Genomic DNA, 24,554 nt, shown 5'->3' with positions numbered 1-24,554 from the left:
CTAATTATTTTAGTTCTAGGCTGCAAAAAAAGCCTGTCGATTCTTTCATGTTCGACAAGCTGAGTAGTTATATTTGGTTTTATAAGGAAAAAAACACCCTTGTTACTGCCATTAAGCCAACCCCTACAATAACCGTTATCGAAAGGCTTTTCGTAAAAATAGCAATAAGTATGGTTGGAATTAATACGATAAGAACCGTTTGATCAAAAACGAAGCCCGTTTCATCGACTGATAAAACGCTTTGTATAACTAATGCTGTTAATATACAGACAGGAATAAAGGATAACCACTTTAATACAACGTCTGGTAAAGTTAGTTTTTTGACAAAAAGAAATGGAATAATCCTTGGAATTAAAGTGACGAGTGCACAGCCAATAATTAACCATAGTATAGGTAAGCTTAGGCTCATTTATCGGTCACCACCCCAATAGTTGCTACGATGATTGTGGATAGAATAAGAGCAATATGAGAAGGCATAAACATCATAAAAGTTACCATAGTAATGATCATATAAAGAACTAAGCTCAGTTGATGTTTTAACTTTTTCGAAGTAACAGACTGCAATTGTAAGATAAGCAAAGCGACGAACATGGCAGTGAGTGCAAAATCAAGTCCAAGTGCTTCTGGGTTAGCAATCCATTTAGCTAATAATGAGCCAGCTAAACAGGCTGTTACCCATGTCAAATAAGCACTGAAGTTTAGACCAAACATCCAATAAGGAGATAGTGTTTTGCCTCTTGTAATCTGATTAGAGGCTACCCCAAAGGATTCATCCGTAACAAAGGCACCTACAATTACATTTTTCCAGGTTGAATGCTCTTTAAAATGGGGAGCTAATGCTAGACATAATAAAAAATGTCGCAAGTTCACAATAAAGGTTGTGAGAATAATGACCGCTAGTGGAGTTGCAGCCGCATAAAGACCATAAATAATAAATTGAGCTGCTCCTCCATACATAAAGAGAGCTAATAAACTGATTTCTAAAGGACTAAATTGAGAAGCAACTCCTACAATGCCAGCTGCTGTTCCTACACTAGCATAGCCCATAACTGTAGGAATGGCAGATTTTACTCCGAATAAAAATTCTGCTTCATTCTTTTTAGGTTTATGTACTTCCTTTAAGTTAATATCAACCATTCCCATGCTTCAAAACTCCTTTGCCTCTTTATTAAAATCTTAAGTAGTTAGTGTAATAACGTCTAGGTTTTTTGCTAAGAAAAGACGGTTCACAATTAGATGAACCGTTTGCCCGTCACAACATGGTATAAATCCGCATTGTCCTTCCAAAGACTAGCAGCCTTTTCAGGGCCCACAGTCTCTGTTAAGCGAGAATACATCATGTCGTGGCGAATATATTCCATGGCGACTAAAATTAAAGCAGGATCCTTTGTTTTGATAGCCCAAGCACTAGTATCAGGGGCAAAGTTTGCAATTAATACTTCCTCTAAATCACGAGCAATAATCGTGAGTCGTCCACTCATTCTTTCCTCTGCAATTTTAGGTTCCATATAATCATGGTGGGTCGTAACACCAATCTCTGTATCAGGGGCACCAAAAATAAGTGAGTAAACCTCAAGATGATCCTGATTAATGCGCGCCCTGACGTCCTCTATAATACTAGAAACTTGCGGACTCCAGATGGAGAGCCACAGTTCATTCTTCGCCTTAGTCACCATATCGAGCATTTCAGCTAATACATGTTCATCTGTGCTAATACGACGAATCACATCAACCTCTTGTTCAGATTCTAAGGAAGCTAATTTATTCTCTAAAAAATCAAAAGAATCCTCGAAATTCTGTCTTAGACGGCTTAGCAATTCTTTAGCAGGTAAGGGTGCGTAGGTTACTGGATCAGAAGGAACCGTATAGACAGCGCCTTTATCAACAAGCTTTCCTACTACTTCATATATCATAGAACGAGGAACACCGGAGCGTTTACTAATTTCATACCCTGTAATGGGGGAGTGTCTTAATAAACTAATGTATGCTTTGCATTCATATTTAGAAAAACCGAGCTTTTGTAATTCTTTATATACTTCCTCCATAATGTCCTCATTTCCTATTAGTAGTTAGTACTATACCTACTATAAAAATGTGAACAGAAAATGTCAATTCATTCGACAAAGTTTGTAATTATCAGTTTTTAAGAAAGAGATTTTTATTGTTTTGGACCGTATTAAATTAGCAGTCTTCATCGTTAAGAATAAAACTAGGATTGTCCTGATGGATAATCGTTAGATGATGAAGAGCTCGTGTACATGCTACGTATAATAATTTTGTAGAAAGTGGATTTAAGGGGTAATTTTTTTGATCGGCATCCACAATTAAAACGGCATCAAACTCAAGGCCTTTGGAAACATAAACTGGTAGAAACGAAATGCCTCCGTTATATTGAGAATCATCTGTGCCAAGTAAAGCTGATTTAGGAAATAGATGTTTAAGCTGTTCGTAATATTTTTCACTATCAGACTGTGTTCGTGAAATAATAGCCATTGTTCTCATTTCTTTTGATTGCATCGTTTTAATCCAGTTCTTGATAGCATTTATGGAGTCCTCGTTTTTTAAATGATTTAGTTGAACAGGCTCACCACTCCTAAAAACCGGTTCTGCAAAGGATGGCTTTTTCTCTAAATGGGTTAGAATTCGATTTGAGAATTCGATAATTTCATAAGTTGAGCGATAACTTTTAGTTATTTCAAAGTACGCACATTGATGGGCTTGCCATAACGAGATGAACTCATCCCAATGCTCGATTCCTTCATTACTATGAATACCTTGAGCTAAATCTCCTAATATTGTAAAAGAGTGACCACGGGTTAAGCTCTTTAATAACGATAATTGATAATAGGAAAAATCTTGCGCTTCATCAATCACAACATGGTCAAATTTCTTAGTCTTATCTATCCCATACCAATAAAGCTGAATGTGTATTAAAGGGGCTAAGTCCTCTATATCTAATTGATTCTTTTCAGGGATGGCTTTTTCAAATTTTAAATTCTTTAAAATTTGAACATACAAATGATAAGGAGTTTCTTTTTTCCATTTTCTAAGGTAGCTTCTCAGCCTTTGCATAGCATCTTTTTTAGCTTGTTGCTGTTCTTTTTTATCTGAAAACTGTTTTACTTCAATTTCGATCCATCTTTTTAATCTTGATTTTGTTCGTTCATATTTTGTAAGAACAGAATCTTTTTGGAAGTCATGCTCAAACCAATACATTAGTTGAGTAATGGGAAAGACAGCTCCGGGCCAAGCTTCAAAATCTTCAGTAGGTATCCAACGCTTCTCTAATAAATCAAGAGCATCTTCAATTTGCTTTTTAAAATGAGGAGATTTTTTGTCAGTCTCGAAAGAAGAAACCTCCTTCGTTTCTTCATTCATTTCAAAAAAAGGCTTTCTTTTCTGAGCGAGAGGGATGATATTAAGCTTCGGATCCTGTAGGGTTTCTAAAGCCCAATCAGCAAAAGTCGTTTGTTTAATATCTCCTACGCCTAATTCGGGTAATACTTGCGATATATAATCTAGAAAAACAGCGTTAGGAGCGAAGATAATCATTCGATTCGCTTTTAATGTTTCGCGATATTCGTAGAGAAGATAAGCTAAACGATGAAGCGCAACGGTTGTTTTTCCACTTCCGGCAACACCTTGTATAAGAACAGCTTGGTGAGGAGGGTGCCGTATAATATTGTTTTGTTCACCTTGTATCGTCGCGACAATATCTCTTAAACGGTTATCTTTCTGTTCTCCTAGCTTATATAATAAAAATTCATCTCCTCCACTTTTCAGTGTCTGTCCTTTAACAAAGCTATCAACGGAACGAGTAAGCTCTGAATTGCGAATGATAAGGTTCCTTTTTAAATGAATTTCCCCTTCGACCAAACCATCTGGTGATTGATAATATACATCTTCCTCGCTGCCGGAAAAAGCATAAAATAAGCTTGCGATAGGTGCTCTCCAATCAGTGATTAATAGATGACCGGTTTGCTCATCATTTATTCCTTGTTTACCGATATAATAGGTCTCTTTATTAGATTCTTGTTCGAAATTTTGAAAGTCAAAACGACCAAAATAAGGTTCTTCTAATGCTTTCTGTAAATAATGTTCTCTTTTTTTACGATTGTCTTCTAATACTTGTAAATTAAAATCATCTCCATAATAGATAGGTTTGTTTTTAACTGCTTCATATTGAACCATTAATTTGTCCTGTATTTGATTAAGAATTTTCTCCTCGTATTTAAAGGTCATAATGACAGCCTCCTTCAAGTTAGTTGCCTCACTTTATTTTCTAGTAAAATAAAAAAAATTAATAGACTTTTTATTAAAATTTTGCTAAGCTGATAATACAGTCATGCCAAAAAAACAAATGACATAATTTGTAAAATTGATACTTTTAAATCATGCCATCGAAAGGAACCGGTCCTTTTGATGGTTTTTGTTTTTTCTGCTTCTTTCCCTGTTATGGATCATTAGATTTTTGAGTCATTCGGTTTATATAGTCGTAAGTCTTTGTGAGTATCTTTCCTTAATTTACTAGACGAGGTTTATTTTCCTTATGTATGGGGCATAATTTTAGTAGGACGTAATCATTAAGGGAGCGCTATATTATGTTACATCATGAAGAAATATTTCTTCTTGTAAGAGATAAGCTGATGTTGGAAAAGTTAAAAAATGAGAATGAAGATGATGGTAACTTCCCAGCAGAAGCAATTGATGAGCAAATCTCCTTAATCGAACTTGCATTAGATGCGGATAGAGAAGAGAGACAACGTAAAACCATTCATTAAAGCTTTGAAGTTAAATAAATATTCCTAAGTTTGATTTTTGAGTAGGTGCCTCTTATGAAATTTTATAAGAGGCATCTTGTTTTTATTTATAAAGCCTACGGAATCTGTAGTAAATCCGTTATACTTTACTTATAGTTCATAAATAGAGGAGGAGAAATATGAATAAAACATTCCAAAGCTTTTCAGAAATGACAGACGACATTCGTTCATTAAAAAATGAGGATGTACATTTGTTAATACAGACCGTACAGAAGGATAAATGGTCGATTCGTGAGATTATCGCCCACTTATATGGTTGGGATCGATTTAATTTACAAGAAATGGTGCCACTAATGGATGATCGTGCAACCCTTCCAGCTTTTCCTGATCATGATACTCATAATAAAAAAGTCATTTCAGAGTTAAAAGGGAAGTCTGTTTATGAGATTATTGATTTGTTTATAGAGACGAGACAACGATTGGTAGACGAGCTCCAAAAAATGGAGCCGAAAGCTACTTTTAAAATCGGTACGGGAAAACGAGAATTTTCCAATGAAAGCTTCACCAAAATTTTTATAAAGCATGACTCTCATCATCTTCAGCAAATAAGGAATGAATTATAGCATTTTTTATAATCTTTCTTAATTAAAAAGTAAATACTGATCCAACAAGAGTTTCTTTTAAATGAGACCGATTGAAAAGAACAAAATGAAGGCAAGCCAACTTTCTAAAGTTTCACAGCTATGATAGAATCATTCAATATCTTAATTGACAATGATTTCAATAGATTAGAAAAAAGTAGGTTGTGAACATGAGAGAAATAAATGAATCTTGGTTTCGTTATATTAATCATTTAGGAATTGAATATCCTTTCTTAAATAACATATTTGTTTTCTTTGCAGAGTACACGGTGCTATTTTTAGCACTTTTTGTTATATTTCTTTGGTTTAAGAGAACATCAGAAGGAAGAAAAAAAGTGATAGTGGGTGTTTTAGCCTTTTTATTTGCCTATGTGACAGGACATTTGGTTGGTTTTTTTCATTTTAATTATCAGCCTTTTATTGAAATGGAAAATGTGAATCAATTGATTGAAAAGAGAGCCAATAACTCCTTTCCTAGCGACCATACTATTTTGTTTTTCTCTTTTTGTGTAAGCTTCTGGCTGTTTCACAAAAGGAATGTTTTCTGGCTAGTTTTGGCTGTTTTGGGTGGCGCCTCTAGAATAGGGGTAGGCGTTCATTATCCATTTGATGTTATCGTGGGGGCTACTATTGCTATCATCTATGCTCTTATTTTTTATTATGTAGTTCCTAAATCGTTCTTGATTCAAAAATCGTTGACTTATTACGAGAATCTAGAAAAAAAGATTTGGCGAAGTTCTAAGTCAAGGAATAACAAAGATATCGATTTATAAAAAATGGTGCGGGGTAAATGTATGATTTAGGAGTGTCATAGTCTAAGACACTTCTGGGGTGGCGACAAAAAAATTCAAATGAGGCCGGAACAAAACCTGTTTTAAAATCACCACATGAGAGAAAATTGAAACGATGTTTAATGGATGCAAACATCAAGAACGAACCATGAATCCTCCTTACTTTGAAAAAGGAGGTTTTTTTTTGAAAGGGCAGATTCCCGGTGAAAGGCGCAAGCTAGCGGACGCAAGGCACGGAGACTCCAGTGGGAAATATACTTTTAAGAAAGATAGTTCCGCAGCACCTCACCGGTGAAGTTTCTTGGGGGAGCGATCAGACGGGCACCTAACATGTGAGGTAACATTCTTTCATGAGTATTGTCTCATCCGCTATAGTATGCAGCTATTATTCTAAAATGCCGAGTACAATACCATCAATCTGATTGTAGTTTATTTCTTTTATATTTCCTCTTAACCAATCATCGGACATTAGAAAATATTCATACTCACCAAGGTTTGTTTCATCTCTAGAATAGTTAAATACAGATTCTGAACGGTTATGTGTTTCCGCATTATTGTCTTTTAAAAAAGAAAGATAATCTTCCTTATTGCTCATTCCTAAACGGTGGGCTTTACCATAAAAGGTATCTAATTGAACACCGTCAATCAAAACCTTCCCGTTATCAATCTTTACGCTCTCATTAGGTAAGCCGATAATTCTAGATATTTCTTCATCTACGAATACGATGGTTCCTCGGTTTAATTCATTTTCATTAATACGTGGCTCTACAATTAAAGTGCTGTCAAAATACTCATGATTACCTCTATCCATGTTATCGCTAAGATAGTGGATGGCGTGTAGGTCAGATGAAACGGTTTGATTATAAATGGACACCTCTGTACTTGTTTCAGTATCGGTTACTGCAGACTGAGGACTTTCACAACCAATTAATAAAAAGAAAGTGCATAAAGTAAGAGCGAACCTTTTCATCGTATATCCCTCCTTGTTTTAATTATATTAATAGAGGGAGAAGGATTGATAGTGAATTGGTTAACTTTTTGTGAATAATTTCCATTTAATTCGCTGAAATCACATGTCCAGCCTATACATTCCTGGAGCATCACTGGAACGTTTCGTAAACCCGAATTTTTCATAAAATGGAGCCTTCCCTTTTGCTGAGGATAATTGAATCCATTTTATGTTTGAGCTTTTGCATTTCTGAAGTAATTGCTCTAATATATGTGAGCCAATTCCTTTGCTTTGATAATCAGGGTGGACAATCATATCACAAATAAAGGTTTGATAAATACCATCGGAAATCATTCTACCAAAACCAATAAGTTCATTTTGGTCATAGGCAGAGACCGTATACCAACTGTTATGAATAGCTAGATGAAGTTGATCGGCTGTGTAACTTTGATTCAAATTCCAACCAGTTGTATCGTATAAGTAATGAAAAGCATCTTTGCTCGGTATATTTGAGGTATAAGTAATTTGCATGAGTATAAGTAACTCCTTAGTGGATTTTTTCATTTAAATGACTAATCTGGTTGAAATCCTCTATATTCCATTTGTTCTCTGAATAAAGAATCGTACTTAAAGAAGCGTTAGCCAGACTTGTTTTTCCAGTACCGATAATGTTTTCTGAAAAGATAGCTAAAAGAGCGTTTATGACAGCTCCGTGAGCCACTAATATGATGTTCTGCTCACTATAATTCTTTTGAATGATTTCAATTCCTTGTTTAAGGCGTTTCCTCAACAATTCGGGACTCTCCATATTTGGTATTTCATTGGTAGGGAATTGTTCTCTTTTTTCTTCTATAGTCAAGCCCTCAGCATGACCAAATCCTTTTTCCGTAAAATAATCCAAGACAATCATTGACAACTGCAAAGGTTCATTAATAATTTCTGCTGTCTTTTTTGCTCTAATTAAAGGGCTAGTAACGATCAAATCCCAATTTGATGAATGAAAATAATGAGCGCATAGCTTGGCTTGCTGAATGCCAGTCTCGTTTAATTGAATATCGGTTTTACCTTGTAATCTACCTTGAACATTCCAATCTGTTTCTCCGTGTCGAACTAGGCAAATTTTCGTCATCATCATCCCTCCGATTTTGCTTGATATTAATAGAAGTTACCTGAGTCATTACAATAAAATGGAAAATGATTTATGTTTAGTACTCAAAAGAAAAAATGTGAAAATAATAACCTTGAACGTATAAAGTAAGCTCTCTATAAAAAAAGATATTTCCATTCATTAAATATATGAATCTGTCCGCGAGAGATGCTTTTCTTCTAGACTTAATCGTAAATTTAAGTACGCATAAAATCTAAATCTTAAGGCTAGAACTGAAATCATTGGTCAATATGCCTTTTTTTGAATATAAGAGAGTTGATGTTATCATTTTTCTAGAAAGATTTTGAGCATTGTAGCATGAGCAAATTAATATGTAAATAGCTTCGTTTGTATTTCTTTAGTGAAAGAAGGAAGAGAAAAAGATAGAATATAAAAGACTGGTAAAAACGAGTTAAAATTAGAGAGAAGGTAAGAGGGTAAGAGTAGACTAGTTCTCTCTTTGTTTTATAAGAGAATTCAACTTGACTTTTTCTTTTTTATAAGTAAATATTAAGTAAAATATTTTACTTTTATATTGTCATACTATTTTGTGATATAGATATAAGTGATTGGAGGATTATGAATGACTACGATTAAAAAAGTAGCTGAAGAAGCGGGCTTTTCCATAACGACCGTTTCAAGAGTTCTTAATAATGATGAGAAGCTCTCTGTTTCTGATGAAACAAGAGAAAAAATATATGAAGTAGCAGAAAAGCTATCTTACCGCAAAAAAACAGTAAGAGTTCTTGTGAAAAATATAGCTTTTTTATACTGGTTAACAGATAAAGAAGAATTAGAAGATGTCTATTTTAAAGCAATGAGGTTAGAGATTGAAAAGTTGGCAAAACTTTATAATATCGAGATAAAAACCTATAAAATTGCTGATGGTATTGAAGCGATACCTGATGAAATAGAAGGCTTTATTGCTGTAGGTATTTTCTCCGATAAAGAACTAAATACATTGAGGAAAAAGACAAATAAAGGCGTCTTTATTGATTCGACTCCTGACCCTAAAACTTTCGACTCTGTACGCCCTGATTTAGCTCAAATTACAAAGGAAACCGTCGATTATCTGGTGGAAACAGGGCATAGTAAAATTGGTTTAATCGGTGGGACTTATCATAATCCAAATACGGATCTCGATGAGATGGACATTCGTGAAGAAACATTTAGAACTTATATGCAGGAGAAAGAATTGCTCAATGAAAATTATATTTTTTGTCACCGTGGCTTCTCGGTAGAGAATGGCTATCAACAAACCATGAAAGCGATTCAAAATTTAGGGGAACAACTACCAACGGCATTTTTTGTTTCAGGAGATCCGATAGCAGTCGGCTGTCTTCAAGCTTTAAACGAAAGTGGTTTAGCTATTCCAGGTCGAGTTAGTGTCATAAGTATAAATAATATAAGCGTTGCTAAATATGTTTCACCCCCACTAACAACTTTCCACATAGACACGAAGGAATTGTGTAAGGTAGCCATTCAGCTTTTACTAGAGAGAGTAGTAGAAAAACGTAAAATAGTAAAAACGATATATATAGGGGCGGAATTAGTGAAAAGAAAAAGCGCTCTTTAAACCGTCTAGACCTAAGGATTTATGTCCTTAGGTCTATTTAATAAAATATTTTACTACAATTAAGTAAAAAAATTATCTAAAATCGTTTACAATTTTTTATTAAAATGCTATATTATTTTTATGAAACGCTTTCAATATTTCATATATATTTTGAAATAAAAAAGAGGGGATGAAAAGAATGAAGAACTATAAAAAATGGATGGGTATTGTTTCAGCAATTACTTTAAGTGTTGCTCTAGCAGCTTGTGGTCCACAAGATGATGATGGAGCGACTGGTGAAACAGAAGAAGCTGCTGGTGATATTGAACTAGTAGTATGGGAAGACCAAGATAAAGCAGAAGGTATTGCTGATGCTGTGGCTGCATTCGAAGAAGAGCATGGTGTAACCGTTCGTGTCGAAGAAAGAACATTTGCGCAGCAAATTGAAGATTTAAGACTGGATGGACCAGCTGGAACGGGCCCTGATGTTTTAACGATGCCAGGTGACCAAATTGGAACAGCTGTAGTAGAAGGCTTATTAAAGGAATTAACAATAGATGATCAGCTTCAATCCATTTATACAGATGCAGCTATGATGTCTCAAATGGTTGACGGTAGTGTTTATGGTTTACCAAAAGCAGTGGAAACAACCGTGCTTTTCTATAATAAAGATCTTGTTTCTGAAGATGAGCTTCCTCAGACTTTAGATGAATGGTACGAGTTTTCACAAAATGTTGAGGATGGCACATACGGATTTTTAGCATTATTTGACCAAATCTATTATGCACAAAGTGTTTTTGGTGGATATGGTGGATATGTATTTGGACAAGATGCTGACGGGAATTATGATCCGACAGATATTGGTTTAAATAGTGCTGGTGCAATTGAAGGAGCAGAAGTAATTCAAAAGTTTTATAGTGAAGGATTATTCCCTTCTGGTATCATTGGCGAGCAAGGAATTAACGTTTTAGATTCTCTATTCTCTGAAGGAAAAGCAGCAGCTGTTATTTCAGGGCCTTGGAATTTAGAGCCGTTCGAACGTGCTGGTATTGATTACGGAGTAGTAAAGCTTCCTGAACTATCTAATGGTGATAACATGAGTGCTTTCATGGGAGTTAAAAGCTATAATGTCAGCAGCTATTCAAAGCATGGTGAATTAGCTGAAGAGCTAGTGAAATTTTTAGCGAATGAAGAGAACTCTAGAACACGTTATGAAGTTACACAAGAAGTTCCTGCTGTTCAATCATTAGCAGATGATCCTGTTGTAGCTGAAAGCGAATCAGCACAAGCTGTTGCTGAGCAAGCTCAATATTCTGAATTAACACCGAACATCCCTCAAATGAATGAGGTATGGACTCCGGTAGATGCGGCGCTTCAAACGATTGCTACTGGTAGTGCTGAGCCTGAAGCGGCATTAAATCAAGCTGTTGACTTAATTGAATCGCAAATCTCAGCTAATCATAGTAACTAAGAAAAATTAGAGTAGTGTCAAACAATCTTTTGTTTGGCACTATTCTGTCCAATTCAATTGGGTTCTAGTGAAGTAGAAGTTTTTGAACATGTTATTCAATAAAGTCGACTTGATTGTTTGTAAATAACGAGGTGAATAAAAGTGCAGCATCGAAAAATCGCTTTACTATTGTCGATAATTCCAGGATTTGGGCAATTTTATAATAAGCAATGGGTAAAGGGGATACTCTTTTTAGGATTCTCTATTGCCTTTATTGCCATTTTTGCTGATTTATTCAATATGGGATATTGGGGATTAGTGACTCTTGGAACACAAGTGCCAAGAGATAACTCTATATTTTTATTAGCAGAAGGTATTATTGCCGTTATTATCACATTTTTTGGGTTAGCTATTTACTATTTGAACTTAAGAGATGCGTATAAAAACGGTAAGCTACGCGATGAGAATATGAGGCTTTATAGCATAAGAGAACAATATAGAAACTTAATTGAACAGGGATATCCTTATGTAGTGAGTGGACCGTCCTTATTCATACTAGTATTTGCAGTCATATTTCCGATTTTATTCAGTTTTGCGTTAGCATTTACGAATTATAACCTTTATAATTCGCCACCAGCTAATTTAGTAGATTGGGTTGGGTTCCAAACCTTTACTAATATTTTTACAGTAGACATTTGGCGTTCTACCTTCTTTGATGTTTTATCATGGACCGTCATTTGGACATTAGTTGCAACGACCTTACAGGTAAGCTTAGGGATATTTCTTGCGGTTGTTGTGAACCAAAAAGAAATTAAATTTAAAAGGTTTTTCCGGACGATTTTGATTTTGCCATGGGCTGTACCGGGTTTTGTTACAATTCTAATTTTTGCAGGTTTATTTAATGATAGCTTTGGGGCTATTAATAATGATATTTTAGCCTTCTTTGGAATTGATCCGGTTCCTTGGATGACGAATTCTACTTGGACAAAGGTTGCTCTTATTACCATTCAAGGGTGGTTAGGCTTTCCTTATATTTTCTTAGTTACAACGGGAGTATTACAATCTATCCCTGATGATTTGTATGAAGCAGCAACGATTGATGGAGCATCGATTTTCTCTAAATTTAAACATATAACCATGCCAATGATTTTAATTGCAATGGCACCAATTATTATTACTCAATATACATTTAATTTTAATAACTTTAATATTATTTACTTATTTAGTGGTGGGGGACCTGCTGTCCCAGGCTCATCTGCAGGTGGAACAGATATCCTTGTATCTTGGATTTATAAGCTAACGATGCAATCAAGTCAATATTCTCTCGCTGCAGCCTTAACCATTTTATTATCTGTATTTGTTATCGGAATTGCATTATGGCAGTTCAGACGAACAAATTCTTTTAAAGAGGGGGCTTAATCATGCAATTAGATATGAACAAAAAGAAATATATTCGTTTAACGATTTCATATTTAATTTTGGCTTTTATGGTATGTGTGATCGTCTACCCTCTCTTATGGACAATAGGTGCAAGCTTTAACCCGGGGAATAGTTTAATTAGTACATCAATGATTCCGCAAAACCCTTCCTTGATCCATTACCAGGAGCTATTTGCTGGAAAGCCGAGCCTACAATATGTTCAGTGGTATATGAACTCAATCAAAATTAGTGTGTTTACGATGTTAGGAACATTAATTAGTGTATCGTTTACGGCCTATGCTTTTTCGAGGTTCCGTTTTAAGGGTCGTAAACATGGATTAACTTTGTTCTTATTATTACAAATGATTCCACAGTTTTCTGCATTAATCGCTTTATTTGTGTTAGCGCAAATGCTAGGCATGATGAATAGTCATTGGTTATTAATCATGTTATATATTGGTGGACAAATTCCGATGAACACTTATTTGATGAAAGGTTATATGGATTCCATTCCTATTGACCTAGATGAAAGTGCCAAAATTGACGGAGCAAGTAATACGAGAATTTTCCTGCAAATTATCATGCCACTTTCAAAGCCAATGTTAGCTGTTGTGGCAATGAATGGTTTTACAGGTCCATTAGGTGATTTTATTTTGGCATCAACAATCCTAAGGACACCAGAATCGTATACATTACCAATTGGGTTATTCAATCTTGTGAATGATGTCATGGGTGCAAGCTATACCACCTTTGCAGCAGGGGCTATTTTAATTAGTATTCCTGTAGCGATTATTTTCATTTTGTTACAGAAAAACTTTGTTTCTGGATTAACAGCCGGGGGCACTAAAGGATAAAACTTGTTTTAAAGGAGAGTATTATGTCTAAATTTTCTAAGACTTATGCAACAAAAGAGAAATTCATGCTTCATGGAGGGGACTATAATCCTGATCAATGGCTAGATTATCCAGAGATTTTAGAGAAGGATATAGAGCTAATGAGAATAGCTCATACTAATACATTCTCTGTCGGTATTTTTGCTTGGAGTACATTGGAACCTGAAGAAGGGGTGTTTAACTTTGAATGGTTAGACAAAATCATTAATGATATTTATAGCATAGGTGGGCGTGTTATTCTTGCCACTCCTAGTGGAGCTAGACCAGCTTGGATGTCACAAAAATATCCAGAGGTTCTAAGAGTAAATGCAAGTAGAGAAAAACAGTTACATGGTGGCAGACATAATCACTGCTTTACTTCTAAAGTGTATCGTGAAAAAACACAAGAGATGAATGAGCGTTTAGTAAAAAGATATGGTTCGCACCCAGCATTAATTATGTGGCATATTTCCAATGAATATGGCGGTGATTGTCACTGTGATAGCTGCCAAGAGGCATTTAGAAATTGGTTGAAAGAAAAGTATAATCATAATCTAAAAGAGTTAAATCATGCTTGGTGGGGGCCGTTTTGGAGTCATACTATTAATGACTGGTCACAAATCGAGTCGCCTTCTAGAAATGGAGAAAGCGCCGTTCATGGCATGAACCTTGACTGGAAAAGATTTGTTACCGATCAGACAATTTCTTTCTATGAAAATGAAATTGTACCATTAAGAGAGCATACGCCTCATATTCCTATAACGACAAATTTTATGGCGGACACACATGATTTAATTCCTTTTCAAGCCTTAGATTATAGTAAGTTTGCTAAGCATGTTGATGTCGTAAGTTGGGATGCTTACCCAGCTTGGCACAATGATTGGGATACTACAGCTGATTTAGCGATGAAGGTTGGTTTTGTTGATGATTTGTATCGAAGCTTAAAACAAAAGCCATTCTTATTAATGGAATCGACACCAAGTGGAGTCAACTGGCATGATGTAAACAAAACAAAACGTCCTGGCATGCACTTATTATCTTCTATGCAAATGCTTGCTCATGGTTCTGATAGTATTTTGTATTTCCAATGGAGAAAATCACGTGGGTCATCGGAAAAGTTTCATGGTGCAGTTGTTGATCATGATAACTCTACTGAAAATCGTGTTTTTAAGGATGTTGAGGAAGTCGGAAAAGCTCTTTCTAAACTTGGAGATGTTGTTGGAACGAATCGTCACAGTGATGTTGCTATTATGTTCGATTGGGATAGTCATTGGGCACTTGAAGATGCTCAGGGATTCGGTAAAAAAACAAAAAGGTATCCTCAAACGCTACAGGAGCATTATAGAGCATTCTGGGAAAAAGATATCCCTGTTGATGTGATAACGAAAGAACAGGACTTTTCACCTTATAAATTGTTGCTTGTACCAATGCTTTACTTAATGAGTGAAGAAACGATCGCTCGTCTGAAGGATTTTGTGGCAAATGGTGGACATGTTGTTACAACCTATATAAGTGGATTAGTAAATGAAAATGATTTAACTTATCTTGGTGGCTGGCATAAAGATTTACAGGATATTTTCGGTGTTAATCCTAATGAAACAGATACTTTTTATCCATCTGATCGAAATCGTGTTTCTTTTAATGGTAATACCTATGAAGTTAAGGATTACGCAGCAATTATAAATAATAACAAAGCTGAGGTAGAAGGAATTTACCTAGAGGATTTCTATGAACATACACCTGCCGTTACGAGTCATCACTATGAAAAAGGGAAAGGTTATTTTATCGGAGCCCGTTTAGGCAAGGATTTTCATCGTGACTTCTATCAAACTATTATTGAAGAATTGTCTCTTGAGCAAAATCTCCCAATTGAACACGAAGAAGGTGTTTCTGTTCAAGTAAGGGAAGATGAGAGTACAAAATTCTTGTTTGTTATGAACTTTACAGAAAAAACACAAAGCATTGTTGTGAATAAGAAGGTAAAAGATTTATTAAGTAATCAAGAAGAGTCAGGTAATATTGATTTGCCTTGTTACGGTGTGAAGGTTTATGCGTTAGAAAAATAAATAGAGAAGTAAGCTAACCTATTCAATTTCCAGGAATAGGTTAGCTCATAAGGTTGTATGAAAGCGATATCAGAAAAATGATTGAGGTGTATGTAAATGAAAAAGAACTTTATCATTCTCATGATTACGATGCTAGTCATAAATTTAATCTTACCAACCTCCATTTCTTTTGCAGACGAAGGAGAATGGTTACAAAATGGAAGTTTTGAGAATGACATTTGGGAAGATTCTTCTTGGGTTTTTGAAGGAGAGCAAGTAGATGATTTGAATTTGCAGAATTCAGCTTATGCAGATAATCATGTAAAACCGATAGAAGGAGATTATGCATTCAATTATTGGTTTCCAGATACACTACTATCGTCAACTAGCTTTGAAGTGAAGCAAACAATACCAGAATTACCAGCAGGCTCTTATAAACTAACGGCCCATAGTATGGGTGGTGTAGGTGAAGATGGAGCGGGTATTGAATTATTTGCTGGTGAACAAGTTAGTGAGAAATTTGAGACAACTGGTTATGATGATTGGCAAATAGTAAGCTTAGAATTTGAAATGACAGAAACGACTTCTATTGACGTGGGGGCAATCGTAAGTGGTCAACCAAGCAGCTGGGGATACTTAGACTACATTCAACTTGTTGAAAATAATAATCTAGGTGGTGTAGACCCAGTGGAATCAGATATTTTTGTTGAAAAAGTAGAAGGTTTACCTGCTGATTTTATAAATGGGGTAGATATTTCTAGTATACTCGCACTTGAGGAAAGTGGTGTAGTATTTTACAACGATCAAGGGGAAGAGCAAGATATTTTCCAAACATTAAGCGAAGCTGGAGTTAATTATATTCGAGCACGCATATGGAATGACCCTTATGATAGTAATGGAAATGGCTATGGTGGGGGAAATAATGATTTAGATGCAGCTATAGAAATTGGGAAAAGAGCGGCTCAGTATGATATGAAGCTACTTGCAAACTTCCATTATTCTGATTTTTGGGCAGACCCTGCAAAGCAACAAGCTCCAAAAGCTTGGAGTAATCTAAACCTTGAAGATAAGAAAACAGCTGTTTATGAATTTACAAAAGATAGTCTTGAGAAAATGATTGCTGCTGGTGTAAATGTCGGCATGGTTCAAGTTGGGAATGAAACAAACTCAGCATTTATTGGTGAAACGAATTGGAACCACATTACTCAATTATTTAATGAAGGAAGTAAAGCTGTTCGAGAGGTAGATTCAAATATCATCATTGCTCTTCATTTTACGAATCCTGAATCAGCAGGTCGCTATGAAACTCTAGCTAAGACCTTAGATGATTATCAAGTTGATTATGATGTTTTTGCCAGCTCCTATTATCCTTTTTGGCACGGAACTCTTCAAAACTTAACGAACGTATTACAGCATGTAGCTGATACATATGATAAGGATGTTATGGTTGTCGAAACATCTTACACCTATACAGCAGAAGATGGAGATGGACATGAAAACACCGCACCTAGTGAATCCGGACAAACTCTAGATTATCCCGTTTCTATTCAAGGTCAAGCAACTGCGATCCGCAATGTGATTGATGCTGTTGTGAATGTAGGAGATGCAGGTATAGGAGTATTCTATTGGGAGCCAGCTTGGCTGCCTGTTGGTCCTGCTGAAGATTTAGAAAGCAATAAAGAAAAGTGGGAGCAGTTTGGTTCTGGATGGGCTTCTAGCTATGCTACAGAATATGATCCAGAAGATGCTGGTGAATGGTTTGGTGGAAGTGCGGTAGATAATCAAGCATTATTTGATTTTAACGGTCACCCACTAGAATCTCTGAATATATTTAATTATGTTAAAACGGGTACAACAGCACCTGAAAGTATAGCGGAAGTAAGAAATATCACGTTGAAATTTACGGAAGGTGAAGAAATCAAACTTCCGGAAACCGTAACTGCTGTATATAACAGTGGGAGAGTGGATGAAACTCCGGTAACGTGGGAACAAGCAACTTTAGAGCAAATCTCAGGAATAGGTATTTATACAATTGGTGGGATCACTGAAGATGGTTATGAAGTAAAAGCAACGATAGAGATTATGAGTAAAAATCATGTTCTTAATCCGAGCTTTGAGGATGAAGACAGAAGTATGTGGACGATTGAACATGGAGAATATCCAGAGCATGCTAGATTTGCAAATAATCCTGCAGATGCTAGAACAGGAAATTACTCTGTGCATTTTTTCTCTGAAGAAGAAGTGAATTTTAACGTTTATCAAACGATTACAGATTTAGAACCTGGTTATTATAACCTTTCTATGTTCATTCAAGGTGGAGATGTACATGAAGGAGAACTGTATGTATATGCTGAAACCTCTGATGACGAATTCAGAGAGCCAACCTCGGTTAGAGGATGGGGTAATTGGAATGAAGCCGCTATTGAAGAAATATTAGTTACAGACGGAAGCATAACAGTAGGCGCCATAGTAGAGGCTAATGGTGGTGCTTGGGGTACAATTGATGATTTCTACTTATCAAAAGTAAGAGATTATGAAGAACCAATTGATCCAGATCCAGATCCAGAGCAAGAATCACAACCAGAACCAGGACACCCAGATCCGGACCCAGATCCAGTTCCAGATCTACAAGATCCTAAGGAAGAAAAAGATGACGAAGCGACATCTCCTGTAAATGAAAAAGATGATAGTGATGATGAAAAGAAACAAAGCACCTTACCTCAAACAGCAACGGCTTCTTTTCAATATCTAGCCATTGGTTTATTATTGTTAGCTACAGGAGCTGCTATCTATCTTTATCGTAAAAAACGGTTGAATTTGTAAAAGGAAAAGTCTTACCATAAAGAGTAATTTTAAAAGGTTACTTAAATAAAAAAGGAAATCGAAAAGTATTTGCTAATCGATTTCCTTTTTTTAATTTATTGAAGGACTAGACTTGTTTCATCATCCTTGATGCTTTAGATTAAGTGGTGCTTTTTAAAGCTTTTGTAAATACCGTCTTCATCAATAGGTGCCGTGACTTCATCAGCAATGGCTTTTAATTCAGTTCGCGCATTCCCCATCGCAATCCCAACAGCACAATACTCAATCATTTCTAAATCATTTATACTATCACCGATTCCGATTGTGTCTTCCTGAGATAAGTCTAAATGCTCTAAAATAAATTTGATTCCTACTGCTTTATGAACACCTAAGCTAGAAACTTCCCCAGAAGCTTTACCGAATTTTACAAAACTACTAGGTACAATGTTTAATCGCTCTTTTATATCCTTTTCAATTTCTTGATAGGACGTATTTTCACTTCCAATAAAACAAATTTTATTTATGTTAGCTTGGTAAAGAGTCTCATCAAACTTAGTAATATTCATAAGCTGCTGTAGAGGGTGATCATCTTTAGTTAGAAATTCATCAGATACATTTGAATCAGACTCTATCGCTTTTATATAAAAGTCTTTTAATCCAGGGCTTCCATAATTAATATCATCAGATTCCATCATAAAATGAATGTCTCGTTCTTGGAAATAATCGACGAGGAAAGTAACTTCTTCTAGGGTCAATGATTTTTTGTATAATATATCGCCATTTATTTCTGCATATACTCCTGCTCCACCAATGACACCATCGAATCCTATTTCAGTAATATTTTTAAAAATGGCCGCTTTTGAACGACCTGTACAAAGAAATAATAAATGACCATTTTTTCTAGCTTCACGAACAGCGGTAATTGCAGAAGCTGGTACTTGTCCATTTTCCTGCATTAAAGTTCCATCAACATCTAAAAATACTATTTTTCGCTTCAAATTCATCCACTCCTAGGTCGACTTTTTTCTATATATCTCCTATTATAAATATTAATATAAAAAATTACCAATAAACATCTCCATTATAAAAGCACAATTATTACCAGGTTTTTAAAGGGGGTCTAAGGGAAACCCAGAAATTTGAGGATTTTCAGTATCAAAGTTACCTTAAATGGAAGCTGTCGAGTTTCTTAACACTTTCCATATAGATATTTTAAAATATAGGAATTTGAAGGAAATCATTACACAAAGGCAATGAAGGAGAGAGGCGAAATTCTAATTAGAATTATTTGAATTTTATGTTATTATTAATTCATCCTTAAGAGTTTAGGAGTGAATTGTATGACTCGTAATGAACGAATCGGCTCTGTTTTTTTATTATCTGGTGCTCTATTGATTGGTTTAGTACACTTAGCCGTTGCAACCTATACTTCAAACCAAGCAAATCTCTCGTCAGGGGGATTATTTCAAACACTTGATGCAATAAATGGCTTTTTTCCATATATATTAAGTTTTATATTTTTAATAGCAGGTATAGTACTTATATTTACTAAAAATTTAGAGTCTATGACAGAAAAAACAAAAACTAATATGGAAAGGAATGAAATGATTTGACTCATAAAGTTGAGGTTGCCTATGACGCTAGAGCAACATTAGGAGAGGGTCCCGTGTGGGACTACCGCACAAATGAATTACTTTGGGTTGATATTGAAGAAAAGAAAATTCACCTGTTAAACCCTCAATCATCAACAAATGAAACCTATTCTTTAGATGAAATGGTTGGGGCGGCCGTTCCTTGTGAAGGGGGAGGAGTAATCCTAGCTTTAGAAAGTGGATTTGCTCGGTTAGGAAAGGATTTTAAAACCCTTGAAAAGTTAGAAAATCCAGAACCTGATAAACCTGGAAATCGATTTAATGACGGGAAATGTGACGCTGCTGGTCGCTTTTGGGCAGGGACCATGCCTAAAAAGAGCGGGCATCAAGAGGCCGCATTATATTGTTTAAATGATGAATTGCAGGTCGAGAAGAAAATAAATAAAGTAGGGTTATCTAATGGGCTAGCTTGGTCGATTAATAATGATTATATGTATTTCATTGATACTCATACAAGGCAGGTTGCAAGATTTGATTATGATATAAGAACTGGAAATATTAGTAATCAAAAACAAATCATCACCATCCCTGAAGGTATGGGAGTTCCAGATGGAATGACGATTGACCAGGAAGGAATGCTTTGGATTGCTCATTATGGTGGAAGCTGTATTAGTAGATGGAATCCAGATAGTAGCGAATTGCTTGAAAAAGTCGAGGTACCCGCATTAAATGTGACTTCTTGTACCTTTGGAGGACCTGATTTAGATGAACTTTATATTACAAGTGCTCGAAATGGGATGAATGAGCAGCAATTAGAAGAATATCCGTACTCAGGCGCTGTTTTTAAATATAAACCAGGCGTAAAAGGTTTGAAAGTAGATTTATTCAGAGGCTAACAAATTTCAAGATTGCAGGAGAATAAGTAATAAGAGAATGGGACCTAATCTGTTTTTAAATCACATCAAACAGCTTGAAATGATGAGTAATGGATGAAACACAAATAAGAACAAAGAACCCTGCTTACTGTGAAAGAAGCAGGGTTCTGTTGAAAGACTAGATTTTTATAAAGACGAAAACTAGCGGACACAAGGCACGGTGACTCCAGTGGGAAGTAGTGGCAATAACGAAATCCACTTTGAAAAAAAGTTAGTTTGGCAGCTCGCCACCGGACGCGACCCGAGCACTAAACATGTGTAGAATCATTCATGAGTATTGTCACAGCTTTTATTATAAAACCATTCATCTACAGCTTACATTTCCTCAGCAGCTATAACCGTGTGCTTTAATAGCATGGAAATAGTGACAGGGCCAACGCCACCAGGAACAGGTGTGATAGCACTTGCTTTTTCATAGCAAGAATCATAGTCTACATCTCCAACATTGCCTTTGTTATAACCAGCATCTAATACTACGGCACCTTCCTTTAACCAGTCGCCTAAAATGAAATTAGGCTTTCCGACTGCCGCTACCACAATATCCGCTTGTGATAATATACTTTCTAAGTTAGTTGTTTTAGAATGGCATGTAGTCACGGTTGCATCATCATTTAAGAGCAATGCTGAGACTGGTTTGCCTAAAATCGGACTTCTTCCTACAACGACAGCATGCTTACCTGCTATTGGAATCTGATAATAACGAATGATTTCCATAATAGCTGCTGGTGTACAAGCGGGGTACTTGCCAAATCCTAGAGCTGTTTGACCATAACCCATGCTAGTAACGCCGTCCACATCTTTCTTAATAGAAATGCTCTCAAATGCTAATCTCTCGTCAATATGAGCAGGTACAGGGTGTTGTAGTAAAATCCCATGAACTTTTGGATTTTCATTTAACTCATTTATTTTCTCTAAAAGCTCTTCTGTAGAAGTGTTCTCAGGTAAATGAATTCGAATGGATTCCATTCCAATTTTTGCGCAGGCGTTACCCTTCATCTTCACATATGTTTCTGAAGAGGGATTATCACCTACAAGAATGGTTGCTAAACAGGGGGTAACATTTTTTTCTTTTAACAAGTCTACTCTCTTTTTTAAATCTTCACGAATTGCTTTTGAAACAAGATTTCCATCTAAAATTGTTTTTGCCACATTATTCGCCTCCCAGTCAATTAAAAAAAGAGATAAGAAACCTGTTACCATTTCTTATCCCTGCCCAGACGACCCGACATATATAAACACAGCTCCCTTGTGGTTTTTTCCACTTTTGTCGTCAGTTACTGTGTTTCTTACTTATTTTACATCCAAAGAATAGCATAACCACTCGAAAAGTCAATAGATAGAGCGAGGTTTTTAATAGTTGGTTAATATTTCAATATCTGAAAAAAGTCTAAATATTACAATGATTATAAAAACTTTGCTATGATTAATATAATGATTCTGAATAGATAGGGGATGAATTTTATGGACAATCTACCAGAAGTGATTGAACGATGTCATACGGAGAGAGGAATGATTCAATTACAAAAAAGAAATGGTGATTACGAAATCATATATAATGGTACCTTCTTAATGGCTACATATAATGGAGAATCAGAAAGGCTATTAGTAAAAGCAGCTTTAGATTATGTGGATAATCCTCACTCTGTTCTAATAGGTGGATTAGGAGTGGGCTTTTCCTTAGCTCAGGCTTTAAGTAATCCTAAGGTAAAACAAGTAGATGTCATTGAAATAGAAGAAGCTATTATTAAATGGAATGAGAAGCACTTATCGCAATTCTCGTCTAATGCTCTTAAGGACCCAAGAACGACTATTATACATGATGACTTCATTCAATATATGAAAGCAAGTAACTCAAAATATGATGTTATTTGTTTAGATATCGATAATGGACCTGATTGGACCGTTGCCGAAGAAAATAATCATTTATACTCTTTAAAAGGGATGGGCGAATTAATAGGACTCTTAAAAGAAGGTGGAATACTAACTTTTTGGAGTGCAACAGAATCACCTCATTTTGTGAAAAAGCTTAGGAGTTTCTTTAGGTATGTTGCTGTAAAAGAGGTAGCGCAAAAAAAAGGTGTTCCTGATTATGTTTATATAGTGTCAGATGCTGTATAGAGAGATTTAAAGGCAAAAAGCGGAGTCAGGCTGCTCCGCTTTTTTTAATTCGAAAATACATTCGTTCTTTCACCGTTAATCATGAAATAGTATTGATCTTCTTTCGGTAATGACAAAGTATAATGATAACGATATATATTTTCTCCTGTATCACTTTCAATAACGGAATGGTCAAGAGGGAAAATATAAGAAGAAACGAGAACATTTTGACGATTATAAAGATCCACCTCAATGAGAGGCTCTTGCTGTTTACTTTCAATGAACCATTCATTGGATTCATTTACACCTGTCTCCATGGGGTGAGTGATTACTTGAAAGTTCTCAGATGTCGGAAAGGGCGGTAATACGCTTGTAGTAAAGCTTGCTAACTTCTTATTTTCTAAATAAAAATCTAATTGCCACAATCCTTCCTTTGGAAAAGAATTAAAAGAGGTGATGATAGAACCACCTTCTGAGAAGGGTAATATTTCTCCTTCTAATAGCAGAACTTGCTCCTCATTGGCATTTGTTGCTCGTATTTCTAATACGCTTTCTGTTGTTATACTTTGATTAATCCATAAATAGAGCAAAATTTTTGCCACTCTCGTTTTATCTTCTGCAACAAAAGGGGTATGACCAATAATCCCTACTTCATTTTCGATACCATAAAGCTCTTGTTTCAATTCCTCATTATAAAATGAACTAGCCTGCGGAGCATTAATAGAGGCTTGATTATCCTGAGACCCAGAGTAAGGTTGGATGATTACTAAAAGTAAAAAGCTTGTTAATGAAAATAATAAAAGAGAAACAGGATAAAGAATATATGAGTTTAATCTTTTTTGCGGTTTGGTTTGCTCTCTGATTTTAAATAAAATTCTTTGTTTTTGTTCTTGGTTTAATGAATGTTTAGAAAGCTGACTTAAGGACTTACGAATGGGTTCGGTATTCATTAAATTGTCCTTCCTTCATTAATTGTATTTTTAATTGCTTCAATGCTCGATGGTAAGTAACATGAACTTTATTCAAACGGCATTGGAGAATTTGCCCTACCTCTTTTGCTGGAATCTCTAAAATACCTCTCAAAATAACGACTTCTCTATAAAATGGCTTTAGCTGTAGAATTGCCGTATAGAGCTCTTCATGTTCTAGTTTTGTTAGTGATTTCTTCTCGATACATTCGTAATAAATAGGCTCTTCTTTTATTTTACTTAGAATTCGTTTTAATAGTTCTTGCCTTCGATATTTGTCAATTACTTGGTTTCGAGCAATGGATATAAGCCAAGTTTTAGGGTTCGATTGTTTTTTAAATTGATTCATTTTTTTGAGCGCAATTAAAAAAGTATCTTGTACCAAATCCTCAACATCAACTTTACCGGTATAGTAAATGAGGTAACTAGTAATATCAGTTTCATAAAGCTCAAACCAGGTTTCTACTATAGTTTTTTCCATCCCATCTCATCCCCTCCTATCTATTAGACGATTATCCTCAAAAAAACTTA

23 protein-coding genes and 1 riboswitch are annotated in these 24,554 nt (G+C 35.5%); of the genes, 12 read left to right on the top strand and 11 right to left on the bottom strand.

Features of this window, described 5'->3' with window-relative positions:
• Positions 1–79: 79 nt before the first annotated feature.
• The 4 genes from AZF04_RS13665 to AZF04_RS13650 all read right to left on the bottom strand — a co-directional run bounded on the left by AZF04_RS13665 (position 80) and on the right by AZF04_RS13650 (position 4,242).
• The gene (locus AZF04_RS13665; RefSeq protein ID WP_061949198.1) at positions 80–409 is read right to left on the bottom strand and encodes an AzlD domain-containing protein; all 330 of its coding nucleotides are present in this window, start codon (positions 407–409) and stop codon (positions 80–82) included.
• Positions 406–1,137 carry an AzlC family ABC transporter permease gene (locus AZF04_RS13660; RefSeq protein WP_061949462.1) on the bottom strand — a complete coding sequence of 244 codons (732 nt, stop codon included), beginning with the start codon at positions 1,135–1,137 and terminating at the stop codon, positions 406–408. The genes AZF04_RS13665 and AZF04_RS13660 overlap by 4 nt, the downstream gene beginning before the upstream one ends.
• A gap of 95 nt (positions 1,138–1,232) precedes the next feature.
• Positions 1,233–2,045 carry a TrmB family transcriptional regulator gene (locus AZF04_RS13655; RefSeq protein ID WP_045481604.1) on the bottom strand — a complete coding sequence of 271 codons (813 nt, stop codon included), beginning with the start codon at positions 2,043–2,045 and terminating at the stop codon, positions 1,233–1,235.
• Positions 2,046–2,181: 136 nt separating this feature from the next.
• Positions 2,182–4,242: a HelD family protein gene (locus AZF04_RS13650; RefSeq protein ID WP_061949197.1), complete on the bottom strand. Its 2,061-nt coding sequence runs from the start codon at positions 4,240–4,242 to the stop codon at positions 2,182–2,184.
• Positions 4,243–4,601: 359 nt separating this feature from the next.
• Between AZF04_RS13650 and AZF04_RS13645 the strand changes: the two genes are divergently transcribed.
• The 3 genes from AZF04_RS13645 to AZF04_RS13635 all read left to right on the top strand — a co-directional run bounded on the left by AZF04_RS13645 (position 4,602) and on the right by AZF04_RS13635 (position 6,174).
• A complete protein-coding gene (locus tag AZF04_RS13645) occupies positions 4,602–4,781 on the top strand; it encodes a hypothetical protein (RefSeq protein ID WP_061949196.1) in 180 nt (59 codons plus the stop codon).
• 158 nt (positions 4,782–4,939) lie between these two features.
• Positions 4,940–5,383 (top strand): DinB family protein, encoded by a 444-nt coding sequence (locus tag AZF04_RS13640; protein WP_061949195.1) that lies wholly within the window; start codon positions 4,940–4,942, stop codon positions 5,381–5,383.
• A 188-nt stretch (positions 5,384–5,571) separates the two neighbouring features.
• Positions 5,572–6,174 carry an undecaprenyl-diphosphatase gene (locus AZF04_RS13635; RefSeq protein WP_061949194.1) on the top strand — a complete coding sequence of 201 codons (603 nt, stop codon included), beginning with the start codon at positions 5,572–5,574 and terminating at the stop codon, positions 6,172–6,174.
• 403 nt (positions 6,175–6,577) lie between these two features.
• On the opposite strand, the gene AZF04_RS13630 is transcribed toward AZF04_RS13635, so the two are convergent.
• The 3 genes from AZF04_RS13630 to AZF04_RS13620 all read right to left on the bottom strand — a co-directional run bounded on the left by AZF04_RS13630 (position 6,578) and on the right by AZF04_RS13620 (position 8,270).
• Positions 6,578–7,162 (bottom strand): S26 family signal peptidase, encoded by a 585-nt coding sequence (locus tag AZF04_RS13630; protein WP_061949193.1) that lies wholly within the window; start codon positions 7,160–7,162, stop codon positions 6,578–6,580.
• 99 nt (positions 7,163–7,261) lie between these two features.
• Positions 7,262–7,672, bottom strand: coding sequence for a GNAT family N-acetyltransferase (locus tag AZF04_RS13625; RefSeq protein ID WP_061949192.1), 411 nt, complete (start codon positions 7,670–7,672; stop codon positions 7,262–7,264).
• A gap of 16 nt (positions 7,673–7,688) precedes the next feature.
• Positions 7,689–8,270 carry a histidine phosphatase family protein gene (locus tag AZF04_RS13620; protein ID WP_061949191.1) on the bottom strand — a complete coding sequence of 194 codons (582 nt, stop codon included), beginning with the start codon at positions 8,268–8,270 and terminating at the stop codon, positions 7,689–7,691.
• 601 nt (positions 8,271–8,871) lie between these two features.
• Between AZF04_RS13620 and AZF04_RS13615 the strand changes: the two genes are divergently transcribed.
• The 6 genes from AZF04_RS13615 (at position 8,872) to AZF04_RS21955 (ending at position 18,452) form a co-directional block, all read left to right on the top strand.
• The gene (locus AZF04_RS13615) at positions 8,872–9,864 is read left to right on the top strand and encodes a LacI family DNA-binding transcriptional regulator (RefSeq protein ID WP_061949190.1); all 993 of its coding nucleotides are present in this window, start codon (positions 8,872–8,874) and stop codon (positions 9,862–9,864) included.
• A 178-nt stretch (positions 9,865–10,042) separates the two neighbouring features.
• Positions 10,043–11,314, top strand: a complete 1,272-nt coding sequence (locus AZF04_RS13610; RefSeq protein WP_061949189.1) for a sugar ABC transporter substrate-binding protein — start codon at positions 10,043–10,045, stop codon at positions 11,312–11,314.
• A 141-nt stretch (positions 11,315–11,455) separates the two neighbouring features.
• Positions 11,456–12,712: a carbohydrate ABC transporter permease gene (locus AZF04_RS13605; protein ID WP_045481588.1), complete on the top strand. Its 1,257-nt coding sequence runs from the start codon at positions 11,456–11,458 to the stop codon at positions 12,710–12,712.
• 2 nt (positions 12,713–12,714) lie between these two features.
• Entirely contained in the window at positions 12,715–13,566 is an 852-nt protein-coding gene (locus AZF04_RS13600; RefSeq protein WP_045481587.1) for a sugar ABC transporter permease, read from the top strand.
• 23 nt (positions 13,567–13,589) lie between these two features.
• Positions 13,590–15,650 carry a beta-galactosidase gene (locus tag AZF04_RS13595; RefSeq protein WP_061949188.1) on the top strand — a complete coding sequence of 687 codons (2,061 nt, stop codon included), beginning with the start codon at positions 13,590–13,592 and terminating at the stop codon, positions 15,648–15,650.
• 96 nt (positions 15,651–15,746) lie between these two features.
• Complete coding sequence (locus tag AZF04_RS21955) at positions 15,747–18,452, top strand: glycosyl hydrolase 53 family protein (protein ID WP_061949187.1); 2,706 nt, start codon at positions 15,747–15,749, stop codon at positions 18,450–18,452.
• Between the two features lie 134 nt (positions 18,453–18,586).
• Here the strand turns inward: AZF04_RS21955 and AZF04_RS13585 are convergent, their stop codons facing one another.
• Positions 18,587–19,429 carry a Cof-type HAD-IIB family hydrolase gene (locus tag AZF04_RS13585; protein WP_064504140.1) on the bottom strand — a complete coding sequence of 281 codons (843 nt, stop codon included), beginning with the start codon at positions 19,427–19,429 and terminating at the stop codon, positions 18,587–18,589.
• A gap of 342 nt (positions 19,430–19,771) precedes the next feature.
• On the opposite strand from AZF04_RS13585, the gene AZF04_RS13580 reads away from it, so the two are divergent.
• Both AZF04_RS13580 and AZF04_RS13575 read left to right on the top strand, forming a co-directional pair.
• The gene (locus AZF04_RS13580; protein ID WP_061949185.1) at positions 19,772–20,044 is read left to right on the top strand and encodes a hypothetical protein; all 273 of its coding nucleotides are present in this window, start codon (positions 19,772–19,774) and stop codon (positions 20,042–20,044) included.
• Entirely contained in the window at positions 20,041–20,919 is an 879-nt protein-coding gene (locus AZF04_RS13575) for an SMP-30/gluconolactonase/LRE family protein (RefSeq protein ID WP_061949184.1), read from the top strand. Before AZF04_RS13580 ends, AZF04_RS13575 begins: the two co-directional genes overlap by 4 nt.
• Before the next feature lie 354 nt (positions 20,920–21,273).
• Here AZF04_RS13575 and AZF04_RS13570 read toward each other — a convergent pair whose 3' ends face one another.
• On the bottom strand, positions 21,274–22,107 hold the full coding sequence (locus AZF04_RS13570; RefSeq protein ID WP_235599991.1) for a bifunctional 5,10-methylenetetrahydrofolate dehydrogenase/5,10-methenyltetrahydrofolate cyclohydrolase: 834 nt from the start codon (positions 22,105–22,107) through the stop codon (positions 21,274–21,276).
• 55 nt (positions 22,108–22,162) lie between these two features.
• A riboswitch (ZMP/ZTP riboswitch) is annotated at positions 22,163–22,246 on the bottom strand.
• A 173-nt stretch (positions 22,247–22,419) separates the two neighbouring features.
• Between AZF04_RS13570 and AZF04_RS13565 the strand changes: the two genes are divergently transcribed.
• The gene (locus tag AZF04_RS13565; RefSeq protein WP_061949182.1) at positions 22,420–23,076 is read left to right on the top strand and encodes a spermine/spermidine synthase domain-containing protein; all 657 of its coding nucleotides are present in this window, start codon (positions 22,420–22,422) and stop codon (positions 23,074–23,076) included.
• Between the two features lie 44 nt (positions 23,077–23,120).
• Here the strand turns inward: AZF04_RS13565 and AZF04_RS13560 are convergent, their stop codons facing one another.
• Positions 23,121–24,005 (bottom strand): hypothetical protein, encoded by an 885-nt coding sequence (locus tag AZF04_RS13560; RefSeq protein WP_061949181.1) that lies wholly within the window; start codon positions 24,003–24,005, stop codon positions 23,121–23,123.
• Positions 23,983–24,504: an RNA polymerase sigma factor gene (locus tag AZF04_RS13555; protein WP_061949180.1), complete on the bottom strand. Its 522-nt coding sequence runs from the start codon at positions 24,502–24,504 to the stop codon at positions 23,983–23,985. The genes AZF04_RS13560 and AZF04_RS13555 overlap by 23 nt, the downstream gene beginning before the upstream one ends.
• Positions 24,505–24,554 lie beyond the last annotated feature (50 nt).

Source organism: Alkalihalobacillus trypoxylicola (genome assembly GCF_001590785.1).
GTDB classification, from domain to species: Bacteria; Bacillota; Bacilli; order Bacillales; family Bacillaceae_D; genus Alkalihalobacillus; species Alkalihalobacillus trypoxylicola.
The sequence above is the reverse complement of the archived record's forward strand: the minus strand, read 5'-3'. Positions and strand labels throughout refer to the sequence as shown.